General features: G+C 62.3%; 14 protein-coding genes. All 14 read right to left on the reverse strand.

Annotated elements, in window-relative coordinates; genetic code table 11:
• Positions 1-12: 12 nt before the first annotated feature.
• The 14 genes from ABJO61_RS06735 to ABJO61_RS06800 all read right to left on the reverse strand — a co-directional run bounded on the left by ABJO61_RS06735 (position 13) and on the right by ABJO61_RS06800 (position 17,773).
• On the reverse strand, positions 13-876 hold the full coding sequence (locus ABJO61_RS06735) for a sulfotransferase family protein (RefSeq protein WP_348324209.1): 864 nt from the start codon (positions 874-876) through the stop codon (positions 13-15).
• An 80-nt stretch (positions 877-956) separates the two neighbouring features.
• The gene (locus ABJO61_RS06740; RefSeq protein ID WP_348324207.1) at positions 957-1,538 is read right to left on the reverse strand and encodes a periplasmic heavy metal sensor; all 582 of its coding nucleotides are present in this window, start codon (positions 1,536-1,538) and stop codon (positions 957-959) included.
• A complete protein-coding gene (locus tag ABJO61_RS06745) occupies positions 1,535-2,038 on the reverse strand; it encodes a hypothetical protein (RefSeq protein WP_348324205.1) in 504 nt (167 codons plus the stop codon). The genes ABJO61_RS06740 and ABJO61_RS06745 overlap by 4 nt, the downstream gene beginning before the upstream one ends.
• A gap of 38 nt (positions 2,039-2,076) precedes the next feature.
• Positions 2,077-2,784 (reverse strand): RNA polymerase sigma factor, encoded by a 708-nt coding sequence (locus ABJO61_RS06750; RefSeq protein ID WP_348337099.1) that lies wholly within the window; start codon positions 2,782-2,784, stop codon positions 2,077-2,079.
• A gap of 8 nt (positions 2,785-2,792) precedes the next feature.
• On the reverse strand, positions 2,793-3,524 hold the full coding sequence (locus ABJO61_RS06755; RefSeq protein ID WP_348324203.1) for an EF-hand domain-containing protein: 732 nt from the start codon (positions 3,522-3,524) through the stop codon (positions 2,793-2,795).
• 220 nt (positions 3,525-3,744) lie between these two features.
• Positions 3,745-5,025, reverse strand: a complete 1,281-nt coding sequence (locus tag ABJO61_RS06760) for an aminomethyltransferase family protein (protein ID WP_348324201.1) — start codon at positions 5,023-5,025, stop codon at positions 3,745-3,747.
• Complete coding sequence (locus ABJO61_RS06765) at positions 5,022-6,596, reverse strand: NAD(P)/FAD-dependent oxidoreductase (protein WP_348330977.1); 1,575 nt, start codon at positions 6,594-6,596, stop codon at positions 5,022-5,024. Before ABJO61_RS06765 ends, ABJO61_RS06760 begins: the two co-directional genes overlap by 4 nt.
• Positions 6,593-8,197, reverse strand: a complete 1,605-nt coding sequence (locus ABJO61_RS06770) for an NAD(P)/FAD-dependent oxidoreductase (RefSeq protein WP_348323845.1) — start codon at positions 8,195-8,197, stop codon at positions 6,593-6,595. The genes ABJO61_RS06765 and ABJO61_RS06770 overlap by 4 nt, the downstream gene beginning before the upstream one ends.
• Before the next feature lie 256 nt (positions 8,198-8,453).
• Positions 8,454-11,396 carry a bifunctional [glutamine synthetase] adenylyltransferase/[glutamine synthetase]-adenylyl-L-tyrosine phosphorylase gene (locus ABJO61_RS06775; RefSeq protein WP_348323847.1) on the reverse strand — a complete coding sequence of 981 codons (2,943 nt, stop codon included), beginning with the start codon at positions 11,394-11,396 and terminating at the stop codon, positions 8,454-8,456.
• A 98-nt stretch (positions 11,397-11,494) separates the two neighbouring features.
• Positions 11,495-13,441, reverse strand: a complete 1,947-nt coding sequence (locus ABJO61_RS06780; RefSeq protein WP_348323849.1) for an acyltransferase family protein — start codon at positions 13,439-13,441, stop codon at positions 11,495-11,497.
• A gap of 93 nt (positions 13,442-13,534) precedes the next feature.
• Positions 13,535-14,935 carry a HAMP domain-containing sensor histidine kinase gene (locus ABJO61_RS06785; protein WP_348323851.1) on the reverse strand — a complete coding sequence of 467 codons (1,401 nt, stop codon included), beginning with the start codon at positions 14,933-14,935 and terminating at the stop codon, positions 13,535-13,537.
• Positions 14,913-15,599, reverse strand: coding sequence for a response regulator transcription factor (locus ABJO61_RS06790; protein ID WP_348323853.1), 687 nt, complete (start codon positions 15,597-15,599; stop codon positions 14,913-14,915). The genes ABJO61_RS06785 and ABJO61_RS06790 overlap by 23 nt, the downstream gene beginning before the upstream one ends.
• Positions 15,600-15,669: 70 nt before the next feature.
• Complete coding sequence (locus tag ABJO61_RS06795; RefSeq protein WP_348323855.1) at positions 15,670-17,226, reverse strand: DegQ family serine endoprotease; 1,557 nt, start codon at positions 17,224-17,226, stop codon at positions 15,670-15,672.
• Positions 17,227-17,290: 64 nt separating this feature from the next.
• Positions 17,291-17,773: a cytochrome c-type biogenesis protein gene (locus ABJO61_RS06800; RefSeq protein WP_348323857.1), complete on the reverse strand. Its 483-nt coding sequence runs from the start codon at positions 17,771-17,773 to the stop codon at positions 17,291-17,293.
• Positions 17,774-17,775 lie beyond the last annotated feature (2 nt).

Raw genomic sequence — 17,775 nt, forward strand, 5'->3', positions numbered from 1 at the left:
AGTGATACCAGCTCAGCTTTCGGCCTCGTTCAACACAGGCGCTCCAGCTTGAGCTTTTCCGGCGGCGCGTTTCGAAAGCGGCGCGGAGATACCTTGCTCCGGCAGATCCCTCGAATAGCCGAATGTTTCAAAATCGGCAGCATAAACATGCCGCACCAGATCGATCGCCTCGGGCGTGTAATATTCATCGAGCATGGTGCCGGCACCGGTGCGGTTTTTCGATTTCAGGCGAAGGGACGAAAGATCCTTGCCGATCATGCGGCCCAACGCCTTGAGGTCGTCATCGAGCGTTTCCTGCCGGCCGATGAAGCTGTAGGGAATGTCTTTCACCATCACGAAATCCGCTTGCGGACGCCAATGGCCATTCATGTCGATGGACTTCTTGCGCTTTACCGCTTCCAGAAATTCGATGAATGACGCAGGACGCATCGGATCGTCGAGCAGCAGCGAGCGCAAATGGATGCGGTTCGGTTTATCCCAATTGCGAAGCGGAAACTGGAACTGATTGCGATAGCAGGAGAGTGCGCGAGAAAAAGGATTGCGAATGAAGGTCACGGGACGCAGCGCCCCGCTCTCGATCCGCCTCGACAGATCGCGCAACCCGTAATCGGTCACATGGCACCAAGGCTGATTTTCGACCTGGTGAATTTTCCCTGCACGGATGTTTTCGTCGCCGCCGTGAAGCTCGTTGAAGGCAAGTTTCAGCGAGGTGCATGCCACTTTCGGAATCGATACATAGAGTATCCCGAGGTCCGGCATGATGTGGAAACTGTGATTGATCTCGCCGTAGCTCATCTGCGCGGCCATGCGCAAATGCAGCGGCCAGCGCGAGAAGAAAAGAGGCCGTGCGCGCGACAAGACTTGGAACGCTTTCATTTAATTCAGAACCACCCCAATTGCATTCCGGCGAAGCCTAACACGCTCCGCCGCCCGGCTGCCAAGGAGAGATCGGGATCTCAGGGTGCGGGCGGCTCCATGTCGCCGGGGACGTCCGGGGGACCATCGCGGCCCTCGCGGTTGTCGCGGCGATCACGCCAGCGCATCCGGCCATTCTCCTCTTCCTTGCGCATCGCCTCTCCAACACGCTGGCGCTGCTCGGGCGTGAGCTTCGCAAAACCGGTCATCATGGCATCGCGGCCGATTTCACCCATCTCCTTCATCGCCAGTTCCATCTTGTCGAAGGCATCGCGTACGGCGTCTTCATCGTAGGGGTCGGCAGCAACGGCGGCGGCGAGCTCCATTTTCGCCTTGCGCATCTCGACAAGATGCGGGCGGATCTGCGGGAAGTGGCCGAGCATCACCTTGCGGATCGCCCTGCGGTCTTCCTCCGGCAAATCCCTCAAACTCTGGTGAAACATGCCCGGCCCGGCGCCGCCCGGCGGCGGACCGAAATCCATGTCAGGCCCAGCACGGAAGAAGAGCGGCACGGAGATCAGGCCGACAAGGAAAATGTTGAGCGTGAGAGACGCAAGAAAAGCCGGACCCAGCCAGCGGCGCGGCTGCTTGCCCGAAGGCGGGGTGACGTTCGTTTCACTCATTGCATCCACTCCTCGGGCCAGGCCTGATTGGCCATGGCAAGCGCAATCAATCCTTCGCCAGCTTCTGTATCGGTTACGGCGACGGAGCTGCGCGTATCGAGCACGGAAATGCCGGAGGTGGAGCCGAGCGCAACGCCCATGACAAGCGCGGCAGCCAAAGCACCGGCGGGAAAGGCGGGCGAGCCATAAGGCCAGACAGCCTCGACCAGACCGCCGAAGAAACCCCGCTCCGCCTTGGGGCGCAGATCCGGCGCGGGCCTGACGAGCGGTGCGGCCGCACGCGGGCGCGCGGCCATGAGGCGTTCGGTGAGCGCAGCGGAAGGCGCCTCGACCGGCGCCATATCAAGCAACGCATCGAAGCGGGCGGCATCTTCCGCAAGCCCGCGCGCTTGCGCAGAGGCAGCGAGCATGGCTTCGGCAGCGGGCCTTTCGGCCTCCGGCCAGCGCGCGGGGGAGGCACCGTAAGCCTCGACGATCTCCCTCAGCCGCTCAATTGTCATTTCGTTTCGCATCCGTATCAAGCCCATTCGCGGCGCCCTCAAGAGGCGCTGATTTCCTTTGAACGCAACAACTCATCCTTTTCCGTCGCGAGCGATACCCGCAACTGGCGGCGCGCGCGCGACAGGAGCGATTCCACCGCTTCCACCGTCACGCCGAGAATATCCGCCGCTTCGATATTTCCGAGTCCCTGATAATGCGAGAGCACGATGGCAGCGCGCTGACGCTCGGGCAATTCCTGGAGGGCAGCTTCGACACGGGCAGCAAGCTCACGTTGCTCGAACTGCCGGTCGGGCCCGGGATCGCCGCTGGCGAGATCGGGCATGTCGTCTATGTCGTCCGTCGGGCGCTTCTTGCGCAAGCGGTCGAGACAGAGATTGGTGGCAACACGGTAGAGCCATGTGCCGAACTGCGCCTTGCCCGGCTCCCAGCGATCCGCATGGGTCCAGACGCGGATGAAGACTTCCTGCGCAACCTCTTCCGCATCCGCCTGATTGCCAAGCATTCGGCGGGCAAGCGCGAGCATGCGCATGAGATGCTTGTCCATCAACGCACGGCAAGCCGCTTCGTCGCCATTGGCGACGGCGGCTACCAGGTCATCGTCGGACGGTTGCTCCAACCGCATTTTCCTTGCGTGAGCCGGACCGGGCGGTCCGCTTATTTTATCCGCAGGAAGACGCCCGGCACCCATGCGAGGACGCCGGCCGAAGCCGGCATCCTGCAGGGTTTCAAGGCGTCGATCCGCCATGAACGAGCTTACTCGGCTTCAGGCGATTTGGCACCACGCCCGTCCGGTCCACCATGATGCGGACGGCCTTCGCCCTTCTCAAGCTTGCCGTCGCCGTTGCGATCGAGGCGATCGAACATCTTGTCGCCGCCTGCCACGAACTCGGCCCTGGTCACCTGACCATCGCCATCGGCATCGACGCGGCTGAACATATTGCCCTTCTTGCCGCCACGCTTTTCAGCATGCTTTTCCCTCATCTTTTCGCCAGCGGCCTTCATCTCGTCCTGGGTGAGACCGCCATCGCCGTTCGTGTCGGCGGCAGTGAAGAACTTCTCCATACGGTCAGCGCGACGGTCGGGAAACTTCTCGCCCTTGCCCATCTCGGCCATGCGGGCATTGGCGGCGGCCTTCATTTCCTCAAGCGTGACCTTGCCATCGCCATCGGCGTCGGCCCTGGCAAATCGCTCGGCGGGATCGCCGCGGCGCGACTTGAACTCGTCGCGCATCTTTTCACGCGTCGCAGCCATCTCGTCCTTGGTCAGAACGCCATCGCCATTCGCGTCCGCCTTGGCGAAACGCTGTTCGCTCGCCGCCTGCATCTCGGCCTTGGAAATGAAGCCGTCGCCATCCTTGTCCGTCTGTTCGAACAGGCGGGCACCGTGATCGCCCTTGCCGGGACCGGCATGGGAAATGGCCGGCAGGGCAATTGCGAGAGCCAGTGCACCGGCGGTACCAAGCAGTCCATATCTGAGTTTACGCATCTTAAAATCCTCTTCCTTGGGTTTCCGTACCCCTGGGAAATCGCGTCCCGGAGCCGCAGGCGCTATCTGCGGGAGGGTGCCTGCGGTCTCCGGAACCGGTTCGTCCAGACGGCATATCTCTGCTTCTTGGGGGGCAAGCAGCGGGGGCCGTCCGGGCGCCCGTTACAAAGACAAACGCGCAGGGAGGGCAAATCCGTCGAGAAAATTCAGAAGATTTTTTTCAAAGACCGAAGGCAACGGGAAAAGCGCGGCCACGGGCCGTTTTCCAAGCAGGTTCTCCCATAACCCGCGCCGGCAGGACAAGCTCTCGCGTCGATAGCCCTTCGCGAAGGCGGCCCGTCACCGAAAGAGGGCCATCAAGGGCCGAAGCCTCGACCAGCGCAAGTGCGATATTGGCGCCAAGCGCGGGAGAGAAACCGGCCGTCGTCGCTGTGCCGGCAGGGCGTGTGCCGGACAGGACCGTCGAGAGTGTTACAGGTTCGAGGCCTTCGGCAACGAGCGCAACGAGGCGGCGGCGAGGCCGCTCACCTATGAGGCGGCGGAGCGCCCTGCCCCCGTTCAAGACCGGCTTGTCCATGGAGATGGCGGGCGCGGGCCAGAGTTCGAAGGGGGTTGCCGCATCGGAGGACAAGACCGCGGCAAAGGCCGAAAGATAATCGCGGCCCGCGCGCGGCAAACCCGCTTCGAGGCGTGCGAGTTCGCGCAAGGCGAAGCCCGCGGGCCGCAGACCGTGAGACAAGCCCTTGCCCATCAAGCGGCGCCAGAGATGCGGCGCATCTTCCGCGTCGGCCCAAAGTTCATAGCCGAGATCGCCGCTTGCTCCGGTGCGGCTTACATAGACGGGCATGCCGCCGATATCCGCCCAGCATGAGGCGAAGGGCGCGAGCGTTTCGACGTCTCTTACCCCCGCATCACGCAGGCATGCGGCGGATAGCGGCCCCTGAAGCGAGAGCGTGGCGAGCGTCGCACTCACATCTTCGATGCGGACACGGAACCCCAAGGCGCTCTCCGTCATCCAGGCGAGATGTGTCTCCTCCGTGACCAGACGATATTCCTCATCGCCGAGACGGAAGAGAATTCCGTCGCCAAGCACAAGCCCCGCGCCCTCGCAGAATATGACGGGAATGGCGGCATGAACGGCGAGCGAAGAGATATCGCGCGTGACGAGGCGCTGGAGATAATCGGTGGCGTCGCGCCCTGAAATGCGCGTCTTCACCAGCGGTGAATGATCGGCAAGCACAGCCGCACCGCGCAACGCCCGGTATTCATCGCCGAGATCGGTCAAGACGTCGGGGACAGTGTATCCGTTCCATTCCGTCCAGCGGTTCGTCCGGCTTTCAGCGGAGATGAGAAGGTGAAGCGGTGTCATATGCACAGCGCGCGCAAAAGGCGGCTCGGCGGGCGGCTCCTCGAAAAGCGCGCGATCGACCGGCGTCTGTTCATTGTCGAGATCGACCTGTTCCTGCGCGGCCTCTTCTCTATGTGCTGTGTCCGGCGTCATGTGTTCCCCCTTTCGAGCGCGGCACCGGCCGCAACCCAACCCGGCAAACCGGTGACCCCGCCGCCTGGATGGCTGCCCGCGCCGCAAAGCCAGAGCCCCGGCAACGGCGTCCGGTAGCGGCTGTAGCCCGGCGCCGGGCGGGAAACCAGAAGGCGGTCGAGACGGATGTCGCCCTGATGCCAGTCGCCGCCCGCGAGCCCGTATTTCCTCTCGATATCATGTGGTGTCAGAATTTCACCGGCGATCATGGCATCAGCGATCTCCGGCGCATAACCGCCAAGCGTGCGGATGACGCGCTGCACGAGCGCCTCGCGATGCGTTTCCCAGCCGCCTTCCATTTCATGCGGGATGTTGTGGACGATGATCGAGATGACGTGCTGACCCTCGGGCGCGAGCGATGGGTCGGCAACACTCGGCAGGAGAAGTTCCATCACAGGTTCGAGCGGCAGGTCGCCATTCTGCGCCGCAAGCGAGGTTTCATCGAGTTCGGCAAGGGAGGGCGCAATGAGAAGCCGCGCGCCATGAAGCTCCGGCGCGAGGCCGGTGAATTGCGGCAAACGGTCGAGCGCGAGATTGATCTTTGCAGCCGTACCGCGCGGCGAAAAGTTTCGAAGTTCGTGAATATCGCCCGTCTCGACATGGCGCGCGCCAGCCAGCTCAAGCATGGTCACGCTTGGCGAGATCGCGGACAGGACAAGGGGCGCCCGGATTTCGACGCCGCTCGAAAGCACGATGCCGGTAGCCTTTCCCTCTTCGACGAGGAAGCGCGAAACCTCCGTATCGAGACGGATTTCGCCACCCGATGCGACGATAGCGGCGGCAAGCGCATCGGCAAGCGCGCCCATGCCGCCTGCGGGCAGGCAAGCGCCCTGCCCCTGCAAGCGCGTTGCCTCACGAAGAATGGCGCGGAAAGATGTGCCCGGCGCATATGGCCCCTCGGCGCCGCCCAGCGTTGCGTCGAAAGCGAGCGCACCTTTCAGAAGCGGCGACTCGAACTCGACATCGAGCCGGTCGCCGATGGCTTCGGGCAGAACACGAAGCAGGCTCTGCATTGTGCTGCCGCCCTTCAACATTGCCCGCCAGACAGACCGGCGGAGGAAACGCCTGAACGCATCGGGGTCTGCAAGTTCCGGCGGTCGCTCACCCAGAAGCGGCGCGACAAGACCGGCCAGCGCGCGACGGTGCGCGACATATTCGCGGTAGGCCTCCGCATCTTTCGGCAGTGCCTCGCGAAAGGCGGCGAACTCCTTGCGTGTGCGCGGCAGAAGAAGGTGCTTTCCATCGCGGTCGAGGGCGACGGTCGCGACGTTGCGCGCGGCGTAGCGCAGGCCATGCCTTGCGAGTTTGAGCTTGCGCTCGATCCGGCGGGGAAACCCTTCGAGGAGATGTGCGACGGCGGGGACGCTGTAACCCGGCGTGATTTCGGAGGTGACGGCGGCACCGCCCGTATGCGAGCCCGCCTCAGCGACGAGGACGCGCTTTCCCTCGCCTGCCAGACGTGCGGCCGCGACAAGGCCGTTATGACCGCCGCCCACCACAATCGCGTCGAACGCTGCGCTCTCCCAATTCATGAGCGGCCCCCCTTACGCCGGGCGGCAAGAAGTGCCGAGGCGGCATTGGCGCCTGCCCCGCCCATGACCAGCGGCCCCGGATGGGCGCTCGGCGAACAGAGATAGAAATTACGCAACGGCGTTTCCGCTCCTCCCATGCCGGGGAACGGGCGGTTCGAGAAAAGCTGATCGAGCGTCGTCTCACCATAGGAGAAATCGCCACCCGTGAGGCCGATCTCGTTTTCGATATCGTCCGGCAGCAGAACCTCGAACGCGACGACATGTTTTTCCATGCCGGGGCTGACTTCGGCGAGGCGCGCCATGACATGATCGCCCAGCACCTTGCGCCGCTCCGCCGACCACGGGCCTTCATGCAAAACTTCGGGCACATATTGAACGAGGGCGGAAAGCACATGGCCGCCCTGCGGCGCGAGGGAGGAATCGAGAAAGGACGGGATGAATACATCGATCAACGGATTGCGCGGCGGCATGCGCTCGCGCCAATCGTCATAAGCACGCTGCATGGCCGGAATTTCGGCGGCAAGGCGCAAGCCTCCGCCAAGCGAGGGACAGCCTTCCGGCAGACCGGGGAAATCCGGCGCGGCATCGAGCGCGATATTGACCTTGGCTGCAACGCCGCGCATGCGTACACGGCCCACGCGCTCCACCAGTCCCTCCGGCAGATCCTTCCACTGGAAGAGGCTGAGGAAACTCCGCTTCACGTCGAGACCGGAGAGGACCGCATCGGCGCCGATTTCCTCGCCATTCGCCAGAACGACGCCCTGGACCTTGCGGTCCTTGATGCGGATATCGGTCACTTCCGCTTCCATGCGGAGCTGACCACCTGCGGCAAGGATGACCGAGCGCAAGGCGGAAACGAGCGCGGCCGGACCGCCGACGGGCATCAATGTTTCGGGCGCGCCGCCCATTGCATCGCCTGCCGTTTCCAGCCAGGGGAGAACGAGGCGCGCGGCGCTGGTCGGCGAACAGGGACCGAGAGTGGCTCCCATCATGGCGGCGGCGGCCAGATGCGCCTTCACATGCGGGCTCTCGAAATAGCTGTCGAGGAATTCAGATGCGGGGAGCGTCCCGAGGCGGAGCATGTCGTGAAGATCGGCGGGCGCCATCGCGGAGATCCGGTCCGCCAGCGCAAGACGGGCGCGCAAACCGGCAAAGAGCCCCTTGCCCCGGGGGCGGGCAGGCCCGGCGAGCAACGGAGCGAGGACGCGCGCGGCGCGCAGCATGTCGCGGCGATAGCGCGTGAAGGCATCGGCATCGACGCGGGAGAAGCGCGCGATTTCGCTGCGATGAACCACCCCGTCACGGTAGCTCGCGTGATATTCACCGCCGGGGAAGCAGGTGACGCCGCCCTCCGCACGGATGAAGCGAAGACCATGACACGGCAGATCGAGATCGGCGGCGATGCGCGGCGGCAAACCGCCGCTGCCGAGCGTGAAACGGGGGAGACGATAGCCGGGCGCGACCTCATGCTCGCAAGCGATGCCGCCCGGCGCCGAGGCGCGATCGAGCACAAGAACGGAGAGCCCCGCCCGCGCCAGACAGGCGGCAGCGACGAGCCCGTTGAGCCCGGCTCCAATCACGATCGCATCGTGACGCTCCATGCGCCCCCAACTCCACAACACCTGCCCGGCATGGGACGGTCCCGAAGGATGCCTTCGGCTTTACCTACCCGAAACGTGCCGTTTTGACACGTCCGATACCAGACAGCGCCTGCCGAAAAAGGAAAACGGCCGACGGGTTAACCAAGAATGTCCGGGGATTGCCTTGCTTGCGGCGCGACAACGCCAAACAGCGTTAACGCGCCGATACCCCGGCCAGTACCCGGCAGGTGCAAGAGTTCAGCCAGGGAACGGGAGGTCAGGAAGGAGTGACGATGCTCTCGAAGGCCTCGTGGACCTTGCGCTGATTTTCCAGGAGCTCGGCTTCGAGGGCAGGAAAATCCGGCGCATCGCCAGCACGAGCAAGCAGCGACCGCAGACCGGAAGAGGCTTCGGCGGGATTGAACACACCCTCCACACAGACGCGGATCACCTGGGTCAGGTTGTGAATGAGGGCAATGGCGCGCACCAGCATGTCCGCCGTTTCAGGAGGCAGGAGGTTTGCCTCCGCGATACGCGAGAGAGAGCCGCGCGTATGCGGGGTGAGTATCTCGGGATGCACGGCACCATGCGCGAGCTGAAGGAACTGCGCGATGAATTCGAGATCGACGAGGCCGCCACGCACATGCTTCATCTCCCAGGGGTTCGAGCTTGGCCGCTCCTTCGCGAGGCGCGCGCGCATATCCGCGACATCGGCAGCGATCTTCGCCTTGTCGCGCGGGCGCGTCAGCGTATCCGCGATGGCCTTCTCGACCTGCTGCTTCAGATCGTCCGGCCCGGCGATGACCCGCGCGCGCGTCAGCGCCATATGCTCCCAGGTCCAGGCTTCCGATTCCTGATAGGCCACGAAGCTCGAGAAGGAAGTAGCAATCGGCCCGGCATTGCCCGACGGGCGGAGCCGCATGTCGACCTCGTAGAGCTTTCCTTCCGCCGTCGGCGCGGTGAGCGCGTTGATAAGTTGCTGGCAGACGCGCGCGTAATATTGAGCGGCGTGGAGCGGACGCTCGCCATCGGACGACACTTCGGCATCTGCGTCATAGATCATGATGAGGTCGAGGTCGGAGGCTGCGCTCATTTCCTCGCTGCCGAGCTTCCCCATTGCAACAACCACGAAGCGGCCGCCGGGAATGCGCCCGTGTTTCTCGGCCACTCTCGTCTCCGCGGCCGGCGCGAGGGCCGCGACCAGTTCGCTTGCCAGCGCCGCATAGGCGGGGCCCGCCTCCTCCGCATCGGCGCTGCCGGAAAGCACCCGAACACCGAGGCGAAAGCGATATTCACGCGCCCAGACGCGAGCGAAATCGAGAATGTCCTGATAATCCTCCGCGTGGGAAAGCTCGTCGCAGAGGCTTCGGTTCAAGGTCTCGCTGTCGGGCAGCACCTTGAAGAAATTCGGATCGACCACCGCTTCGAGTACGCGCGGATTCTGGCTCAGGTAATTCGCAAGACGCGGCGCCATACCGCAAATGCCTGCAAGCAGGTCGAGCAGATGCGGATTGGAATAGAGCATCGAGAAAAGCTGCACGCCCGCCGGGAGGCCGGTGAGAAAACGGTCGAACCGGTCGAAGGCCGTGTCGGGGTTAGAGGTGCGCGAGAGCGAACGCAGGAGCGCTGGCATGAGGCTGGTCAGCAATTCGCGAGAGCGCGAGGCACGTGTCGCCGGGAAGCGGCCCGTATGCCAGGAGCGGATCGCCTCGGACATTTCGGAAACGCGGGTGAAGCCGATACCGCGCAATGTTTCGAGCGTCTCGGGGTCATCCTCCGTGCCAGTGAAGACGAGGCTCCCGCTCTCTTCGCCCAGCGGCGGTGCGGTTTCAAACAGCTTCGTGTAGTGATCCCGCACACATTCAAGGCGCGTGGTAAGCGCCCGGGCAAAGCTGCCGCGATTCTCAAAGCCCATGAAACAAGCCACGCGATCCAGATCGTCATCCGAAGCCGGCAGGGAGTGCGTCTGCTCGTCCTCGATCATCTGCAGGCGGTGCTCAAGCGTACGCAGGAAACGGTAGGCTTCCTTCAGCTCCTCCGCCGCCTCGTCCGTGATCCACTTTTTCAGCGCCAGTTCGTCCAGCATGAGGCAGGTCTGCTTGCCCCGCAGATCATAGTCGCGGCCACCGGCGATCAGCTGCTGCGTCTGTACGAAGAATTCGATCTCGCGGATGCCGCCCCGGCCGAGCTTGATGTTGTGGCCAGCCACGGCGATGACGCCATGCCCGCCGACGGCATGTATCTGCCGTTTCATCGAATGAATGTCGTCGATGGCGGCGAAGTCGAGATTCTTGCGCCAGATATAAGGTGTGAGCATTTGCAGGAAGCGCGCGCCCGCTTCGAGATCTCCCGCGACGGCACGCGCCTTGATGAAGGCGGCACGCTCCCAGTTCTGCCCGCGGCTTTCGTAATAGCTTTCTGCCGCAGGCAAGGAAACCGCGACAGGCGTGCCGCCGGGATCGGGACGGAGCCGCAGGTCGGTGCGGAAGACATAGCCATCCGCTGTGCGCTCCTGCAGCATCTTCACGAGATCCTTGGTGAGGCGCACGAAGAAGCCGCTGTCGTCGAGCCCATCCTTCAGCGGCAATTGTCCGGGCTCGTAGAAAACGACGAGGTCTATGTCGCTGGAGTAATTGAGTTCACGCGAGCCATATTTTCCCATGCCGAGGACGACGAGCCCCGAGCCGGCGGCGCTGACCTCTTCCGGTGTCTTCGCGATTTGTCCGCGGGCTGCCGCATTGCGCAGAAGCCAGCCGATGCAGGCATTGACGGCGGCATCCGCGAAGGAGGTAAGCGCATCCGTCACCTGCTCCAGCGGCCAGGCGCCGGTTATGTCGGCCATGGCGATGAGAAGCGCGGCCTCGGACTTTGCAAGCCGCAGCGCCGACATGACCTCTTCCTGCTTGTCGAGCGCGCCGGCCGATGCCGTGCGAAGGAGAAGATCATCGAAGGCGGCATCCGGCGTTCGTTCGACAAGACGCGGAAGCCAGTCCGCATGAAGGCGGATGATGCGGCCGAGGAAGGGCGAATTGCCGAAAATGGAAGAGACGAGATGACGGAAATTCGTGTCGGCTGCGAGAGATGTGAGTTTCGGGTCGCCGATACTCACGACAGCGGCATCGAAGTCCTCGATTTCGCGGGCGACACGCTCCGCATCATAGGGCGCTGGCGCGGCCCCGGCCCATTCGCGAAGTTTCTTTTCGTTCTTCGTAGACCTCACCGAACATCTCCCATCAGCGCCCCGGCATAGCGCGCGGCAAATCGAACCATGTGCCGCGAAAACGAACGGCAGACTGACAATCAGCCCGCCGGTGACGGCTATCGCTCAACATCCTGCATATGTCTGTTTTCCAGGGCGCTCATGGGTGATTGGGCAAAGGCGGGGTGTTCACGCAGCACCGGCACAAGCAATTCGGAGGCGACAAAATGCGACCCGGCAACTGTCAAGTGCGCTTTGTCCCATTGCAAAGGTGATTTGCCGCCCTCACCGAAAAGGCGGCATTTCCTGTCTCGACACAGGCCACGATAAAGCGAAATATAAGTCGCGCCCGAACCGGCCAGGCGCGCAGCCAAGGCATCGTCTATCCCTGCGACAGTCGCATCTTCGTTCAAATCAAAAAACTTTCGCGAATATTCGCCCTTCCAGATCGCCAGAGCTTCCGGCAAGTTCACTTTGTAGCGCGGCACGGGCCCCAGTACGACAACGTCATCTGCATACCGGCTTATATATTCGATACTTTCCGCGAGAGGCTCCACATCAGCCATTTCCCATCTGCCGGATAAAATAACTCCATCGAATTTTTGTCCGGGCAGCACCGTGTCATAGAAAAAGGGGCCTACAATCGCGCAGTCTGGTTTGCTCTCGCGCGTGTTGACATTACGCAATACTCGGCAGCCGCCAGCCCCATAGAGGCGAAAGTCAACGTCGGGAAACTCTGCGATGAGGCCAGGATAAATGTGAGAGGCGTGGCTGTCTCCGATTAGCGCAACGGCAGGGTGACGGAGCGGCATTTCATCACAATGTCTATGTGCATTCGCGGTGCTTCCTTCGCCGGGCACGCGACAGCGAACGCCTTCCATCACCTTACGAATTTCTCTTTCGCCCGCTTTCATGACAGGTGCGGGGTCGAACCGAAAGTCGTAACGCTCTGGCCAGCCTTTCATCGCGTTGCCGACGCCTCCGACTGCAAGAAAAGTGACCGCCACAACACCACCAACAGCAAAGACCCGGCGTTTTGTTGATGTTGGCGCACGGCGACGGAAAGGCCGCTCGACATAGCGCCAAGACGCCCAAGCGAGTGCGACGGATAGAAATATCAGCAGAATGCGCATTCCCAACTCACCGTCGCCGCCGTCGACGAGGTGCCTGTAGAATACGAAAACCGGCCAGTGAAAGAGATACAGCGAATAGGAAATAAGGCCGATGCCGACAAGAACAGGTGTACTGAGTATCCGGCCTATGGTTGTGACTGACGACTCTCCTGAATGGATCAGCAGCATCGTGCCCACAACGGGCAACAAGGCCGCCACACCTGGAAACGGCGTTGCCGGTGTGAAGCCGAAGACGGCGATGGCGATCAATGCGATGCCTACCGCAGCAGAAACTTCTGCCACTCGATTGCTCGTGAAACGGGGGACCATACCTACTGCAAGAAGACACCCGGCCATGAGTTCCCATACACGCATAGGCGTCAGGTAAAAGGCTGCTTCCGGAGCAGAGCGAACAAAATAGACGCTCAAGGCGAAGGATATGACGGTGACCACGAGCAAGGCCGCTTTGAGGATCGAAAGCCGATGGCGATAAAAGAGCGCAAGCAGAAGCGGAAAGAAAATATAGAACTGCTCTTCGACAGCGAGCGACCATGTATGCAGAAGCGGCTTTAGATCGGCCGCACTATCGAAATAGCCGGACTCGCGCCAGAACTGGAAATTGGACAGGAATAGCGCCGTCGCGAACACGCCCTCGCTGAAATCTTCGAAATAAGACGGAAGAAGAATGAACCATCCCGCGATGAAGGAAAGGCCAAGCATCAGAAAGAGGGCTGGAAATATGCGTCTTATGCGACGCTCGTAGAAGCGCGCAATCGAGAAATTTCCGGCCTGAATATCTCCAACCAAAATGGAGGTAATGAGGTAGCCGGAAATCACGAAAAAAACATCGACGCCAACAAAACCGCCGGTGAAAGGCCAGATGCCTGCGTGAAACATAACCACGGGCACAACCGCAACGGCGCGTATGCCGTCAACGTCCGGACGGTACTGCATTTATCCCAGCCTCGGTTTGAAAATCCGCAGATATCCCCTGCCTTGTAGCTTAGACGTATTAAATATGAGACGACAAGCCGCGACGGGCGAGCTTCAACGTCCAGAAACAGGCAGATGAAGCGTCACGCGCAGGCCCGGCCGATTATCGTCAAGCTCGATCGAACCGCCATGAAGCCGCGCGACAGCCGCAACGAGGCTGAGGCCGAGACCGGAGCCCGGCGTGTTGCGGCTTGCCTCAAGACGGACGAAGCGCTCCAGCACGTGCTGCCTTTCGGCGGCGGGAATGCCGGGACCATGATCGGCCACCGACAGAACGATGCCGCGCCCCGGGCGCGCGAGGTCGGCGCCTGCCGAAACGGTGATGACACGATCATCGCCGGCTTCCTGCGGAAGACCGTGCTTGATCGCGTTGTCGAGAAGATTGGCGACGGCCTGCGAGAGCAATTCGCGGTTTCCCCAGATCTTCATGTCTCCGGGAACGTCGATGCGGATCGCAAGATCCTTTTCCTCGGCGACGGGCTCATAAAGTTCAGCCGCATCGTGAAGCGATACGCTGAGATCCACCCATGTCATGGAGTCGCGCAGCGAGCCTGCTTCGGCGCGCGCGATCATCAGAAGCGCATTGAAGGTGCCGAGCAGGCTGTCCGCCTCGGCAATGGTCTTTTCAAGCGCCTGCTTGTAATCCTCCGGCGACGCCTCCTGCATGAGCGTGACTTCCAGGCGGTTTCGCAACCTGTTCAGCGGGCTGCGAAGATCATGCGCCACATTGTCCGTGACCTGGCGCATGCCCGTCATCAGCGCCTCGATCTGGTCGAGCATGGCATTGAGGTTGAGGCCCAGCTGGTCGAGTTCGTCGCCGGTGCCCGCGATGGGCAAGCGTTGCGAAAGGTCGCCTTCCATGATGTCGCGGCTGGAGCGATTGATGTCGTCGACACGGGCGAGCATGTTGCGGCTCATGAAAAGGCCGCCAACGAGGCCGAGCGCAATGGTCATCCCGATTGCCCAGATGAGCGAATTGGTGATGAGGTTCTCGATCTCGCGCCGTTCCTGCACGTCGCGGCCGACGAGCAGATAGAAGCCCTCCTGCAAATAGAAAGCGCGCGCACGCGCCGCCTTCACCTCCGTGCCGTCCAGCGTTTTCCGGTTGTAGTTGAAATCGAACCAGCCATCCGGTCCCGGCTCGACCTGAGGGCGGCCATCCAGCGTACCGGCAAGAACACGGCCTGCCGGGTCGAGCACGAGATAGAGGCTCTGTCCCGGGTCGCGCGAGCGCTGGATTACCGTGTGAACGAGGAGCGGCAACCCGCCCTGCCGGTATTGCTCGGCGAGGCCCGCAATCTCCGCTTCCACCGCCTCATCGGTCTGACGGGCGAGGAAACCCGCCGTGTTCCAATAGACATAGGCCAGCAACGTGATCGCCGAGGCGGCGAACAGGGCCAGATAGATGACCGCGAGCCTGAAGGTCGAGGTTTTAAGGAGTTTGATCAGCGGCACGAAGCGAGTATCCCGCACCGCGCACGGTGTGCAAGAGCGGTTGCTCAAAATTCTTGTCGATCTTCGCTCGCAACCGCGAAATATGAACGTCGATCACGTTCGTTTGCGGGTCGAAATGATATTCCCAGACATTCTCAAGGAGCATGGTCCGGGTGACGACCTGGCCCGCATGTTTCATCAGATATTCGAGCAGCCGGAACTCACGCGGCTGGAGGTCGATCTCCTGCCCTTCCCGGATAACCTTCCGGGCGAGAAGGTCGATTTCGAGGTCACCGACCTGCAGCCTCGTGCGGACCTGATCAGGGTTTGCGCGGCGGACAAGCACCTCGATCCGCGCAAGAAGTTCGGCAAAGGCATAAGGCTTGGTCAGATAATCGTCGCCACCCGCCTTCAGCCCCTTGATGCGGTCATCCACCTCGCCAAGCGCGGACAGGAAAAGGACAGGTGTGCGCACACCTTCCTCGCGCAGGGTCTCGACGACGCTGAGCCCATCACGCTTGGGCAGCATGCGGTCGACGATCATGACATCGAAGGAACTGGACAGGGCGAGTGTAAGCCCCTCTTCGCCATCGGCGGCATGATCGACGATATGCCCGCTTTCGCGCAGGCCCTTGACGACATAGGCCGCCGCTTCCAGGTCGTCTTCAATCACAAGAATGCGCATTGCCTGCCAAACTCCAGATCTCAAACCCAAGGGCGAGCCGGGGGAACTCCGGCTGCCCCTCGTTCTCGCGTCAGGACTTCTCCAGCGCTACCGCCACGAAGCGCTGCTGATCCTGGCTACGCAGGAGAAGAAGAACCGAGCTCTTGCCGGCCTTGTTCGCTTCCTCGACACCGGAGACGACATCGGCGGACTTCTTCACGTCGCGGCCGGAGACTTTCACGATGACATCGCCGGGGCGCACCCCCTTCTCCGCCGCGTCGCTATCGGGATTGACGCTCTTGACGACAACGCCGTCGGGCGACTCGGCAAGTGCAAGGCCAAGGGCTTCGGTGGTCGCGGTTTCGGCCTCACCGCCGGTTTCTGCTGCCGCCGCCATTTGCGGGTTTTCAGGGAAGACGCCGATCTCGACGTCGATGGTCTTTTCGCGGCCATCGCGCCAGACAATGATTTCGGCATCCGTATCGGGCTGAAGATCGGCGACGGTGCGGCTTACGGCGCGCACGTCTTCCATCTTCTGGCCATTGACGTTCAGGATCACGTCGCCGGTCTTGATGCCCGCTGCTTCAGCAGGACTTTCCCCGCCCACCTGGGCGACGAGGGCGCCGCGCGCCTTGTCGAGCGAAAGGGAGGCCGCCATGTCGTCATCCACCTGCTGGATGGTAACGCCAAGCCAGCCCCGCGTGACCTTGCCGTCCTTCTTGAGCTGGGCAATCACGTTTTTGGCGATCGACGAAGGAATGGCAAAGCCGATGCCAACGCTGCCGCCGGTCGGCGAGAAGATCGCGGTGTTCACGCCCACCACATTGCCGTGAACGTCGAAGGTCGGCCCGCCGGAATTACCCTTGTTGATCGAAGCATCGATCTGGATGAAGTCGTCATAAGGGCCAGCGCCGATTTCACGGCCACGTGCCGATACGATACCCGTGGTGACCGTACCGCCGAGCCCGAAAGGATTGCCGACGGCAAGCACCCAGTCGCCCACCCGCACATTGCCGGAATCGCCGAAGACCACGTAGGGAAGCGGCTTCTTGCTCTCCACCTTGACGAGCGAAAGGTCCGTCTTCGGATCCTTGCCGATGAGCTTGGCCGACATTTCCGTGCCGTCGTCACGGATCACCGTGATGTCCTTGCCATCGCCAACAACATGGTTGTTGGTGACGATGTAGCCATCCGCTGAAATCAGGAAGCCCGAACCGAGCGCTGTAGCATGGCGGGGACGCCGCTGACCATCGGGCCCCTGCGGCTGGAGATCGCGGAAGAATTTCTCGAAGGGGCTGCCGGGCGGGAACGGCAGGTCCGGCATGTTGGAGTTCTCGGCGCTGACTTCCTCGTCGACGCGAATGCTGACCACCGCCGGGCTAACCTTTTCGACGAGATCGGCGAAGCTCGGGAGACGTTCGAGCGCGTTCGCCGTCGGCGCGGCGGACTGGGTATCGAGGGGCGCCGTCTCCGCGAAGGCGCTCGTTGCGGGCAAGCCGAAGGCGAGCGCGCCAGCCGTGGTAAGCGCCAGCGCCTTGAGGCGCAGTGTGGTGTTGCGACCGTTCCGCATGAATAACTCCCTGTCGTTGCGCCGCCCGTTCGCCCAGCCCGATGCGCGATGGCGGCCATGCTTGATGGACAGGATCATGTCCTGATCCTTTCCAAATCGTGTCCAAATCATTACAGGGTGGTAAGGCGAAAAGATGACGCCTTCAGGGGGCAGAGTCCCGCGGTTTTCCCGGGGATGTCAGTTCGGCGAGCCGTGCCCTTTCGGCATCGGTGAGACCTGCCTCGCCCGCTTCCTGCCGCTTGCGGCGCAGAAAAGCGGCCGTCACGGCCCCGCCGGCAAGCAGAACCAGCAAGGGGCCGAGCCAGAGCGCCCAGGTCGCCGGCTCGAAACGCGGCGTCATCAGCACGAAATCGCCGTAGCGGTCGACGACATAATCGAAGACTTCCTCATCGGTATCGCCTGCTGCGATCCGTTCACGGACGATGCGGCGAAGATCGCCTGCCAGTTCCGCATCGGAATCGTCAATCGACTGGTTCTGGCAGACGAGGCAACGCAATTCCTTCGATATATCGCGCGCGCGGGCCTCCTGCCCGGGGTCGGACAGACGCTCCGAGGGAGAGACAAGCGCGAGCACCGGCCCCGTCAACATGAGCGAAAGAAGCAGAGTGGCAAGGGTATGGCGCATGG

The organism is Parvibaculum sp., assembly GCF_039973015.1.
Classification (GTDB): Bacteria; Pseudomonadota; Alphaproteobacteria; order Parvibaculales; family Parvibaculaceae; genus Parvibaculum.

Excerpts from the sequence above, each read along its gene's own strand:
- ABJO61_RS06735 (WP_348324209.1), bottom strand. The coding sequence starts at position 876 with ATGAAAGCGTTCCAAGTCTTGTCGCGCGCACGGCCTCTTTTCTTCTCG.
- ABJO61_RS06790 (WP_348323853.1), bottom strand. The coding sequence starts at position 15,599 with ATGCGCATTCTTGTGATTGAAGACGACCTGGAAGCGGCGGCCTATGTC.
- ABJO61_RS06780 (WP_348323849.1), bottom strand. The coding sequence starts at position 13,441 with ATGCAGTACCGTCCGGACGTTGACGGCATACGCGCCGTTGCGGTTGTG.
- ABJO61_RS06765 (WP_348330977.1), bottom strand. The coding sequence starts at position 6,596 with ATGAATTGGGAGAGCGCAGCGTTCGACGCGATTGTGGTGGGCGGCGGT.
- ABJO61_RS06740 (WP_348324207.1), bottom strand. The coding sequence starts at position 1,538 with ATGAGTGAAACGAACGTCACCCCGCCTTCGGGCAAGCAGCCGCGCCGC.
- ABJO61_RS06760 (WP_348324201.1), bottom strand. The coding sequence starts at position 5,025 with ATGACGCCGGACACAGCACATAGAGAAGAGGCCGCGCAGGAACAGGTC.
- ABJO61_RS06745 (WP_348324205.1), bottom strand. The coding sequence starts at position 2,038 with ATGACAATTGAGCGGCTGAGGGAGATCGTCGAGGCTTACGGTGCCTCC.
- ABJO61_RS06750 (WP_348337099.1), bottom strand. The coding sequence starts at position 2,784 with ATGGCGGATCGACGCCTTGAAACCCTGCAGGATGCCGGCTTCGGCCGG.
- ABJO61_RS06755 (WP_348324203.1), bottom strand. The coding sequence starts at position 3,524 with ATGCGTAAACTCAGATATGGACTGCTTGGTACCGCCGGTGCACTGGCT.
- ABJO61_RS06800 (WP_348323857.1), bottom strand. The coding sequence starts at position 17,773 with ATGCGCCATACCCTTGCCACTCTGCTTCTTTCGCTCATGTTGACGGGG.
- ABJO61_RS06770 (WP_348323845.1), bottom strand. The coding sequence starts at position 8,197 with ATGGAGCGTCACGATGCGATCGTGATTGGAGCCGGGCTCAACGGGCTC.
- ABJO61_RS06795 (WP_348323855.1), bottom strand. The coding sequence starts at position 17,226 with ATGATCCTGTCCATCAAGCATGGCCGCCATCGCGCATCGGGCTGGGCG.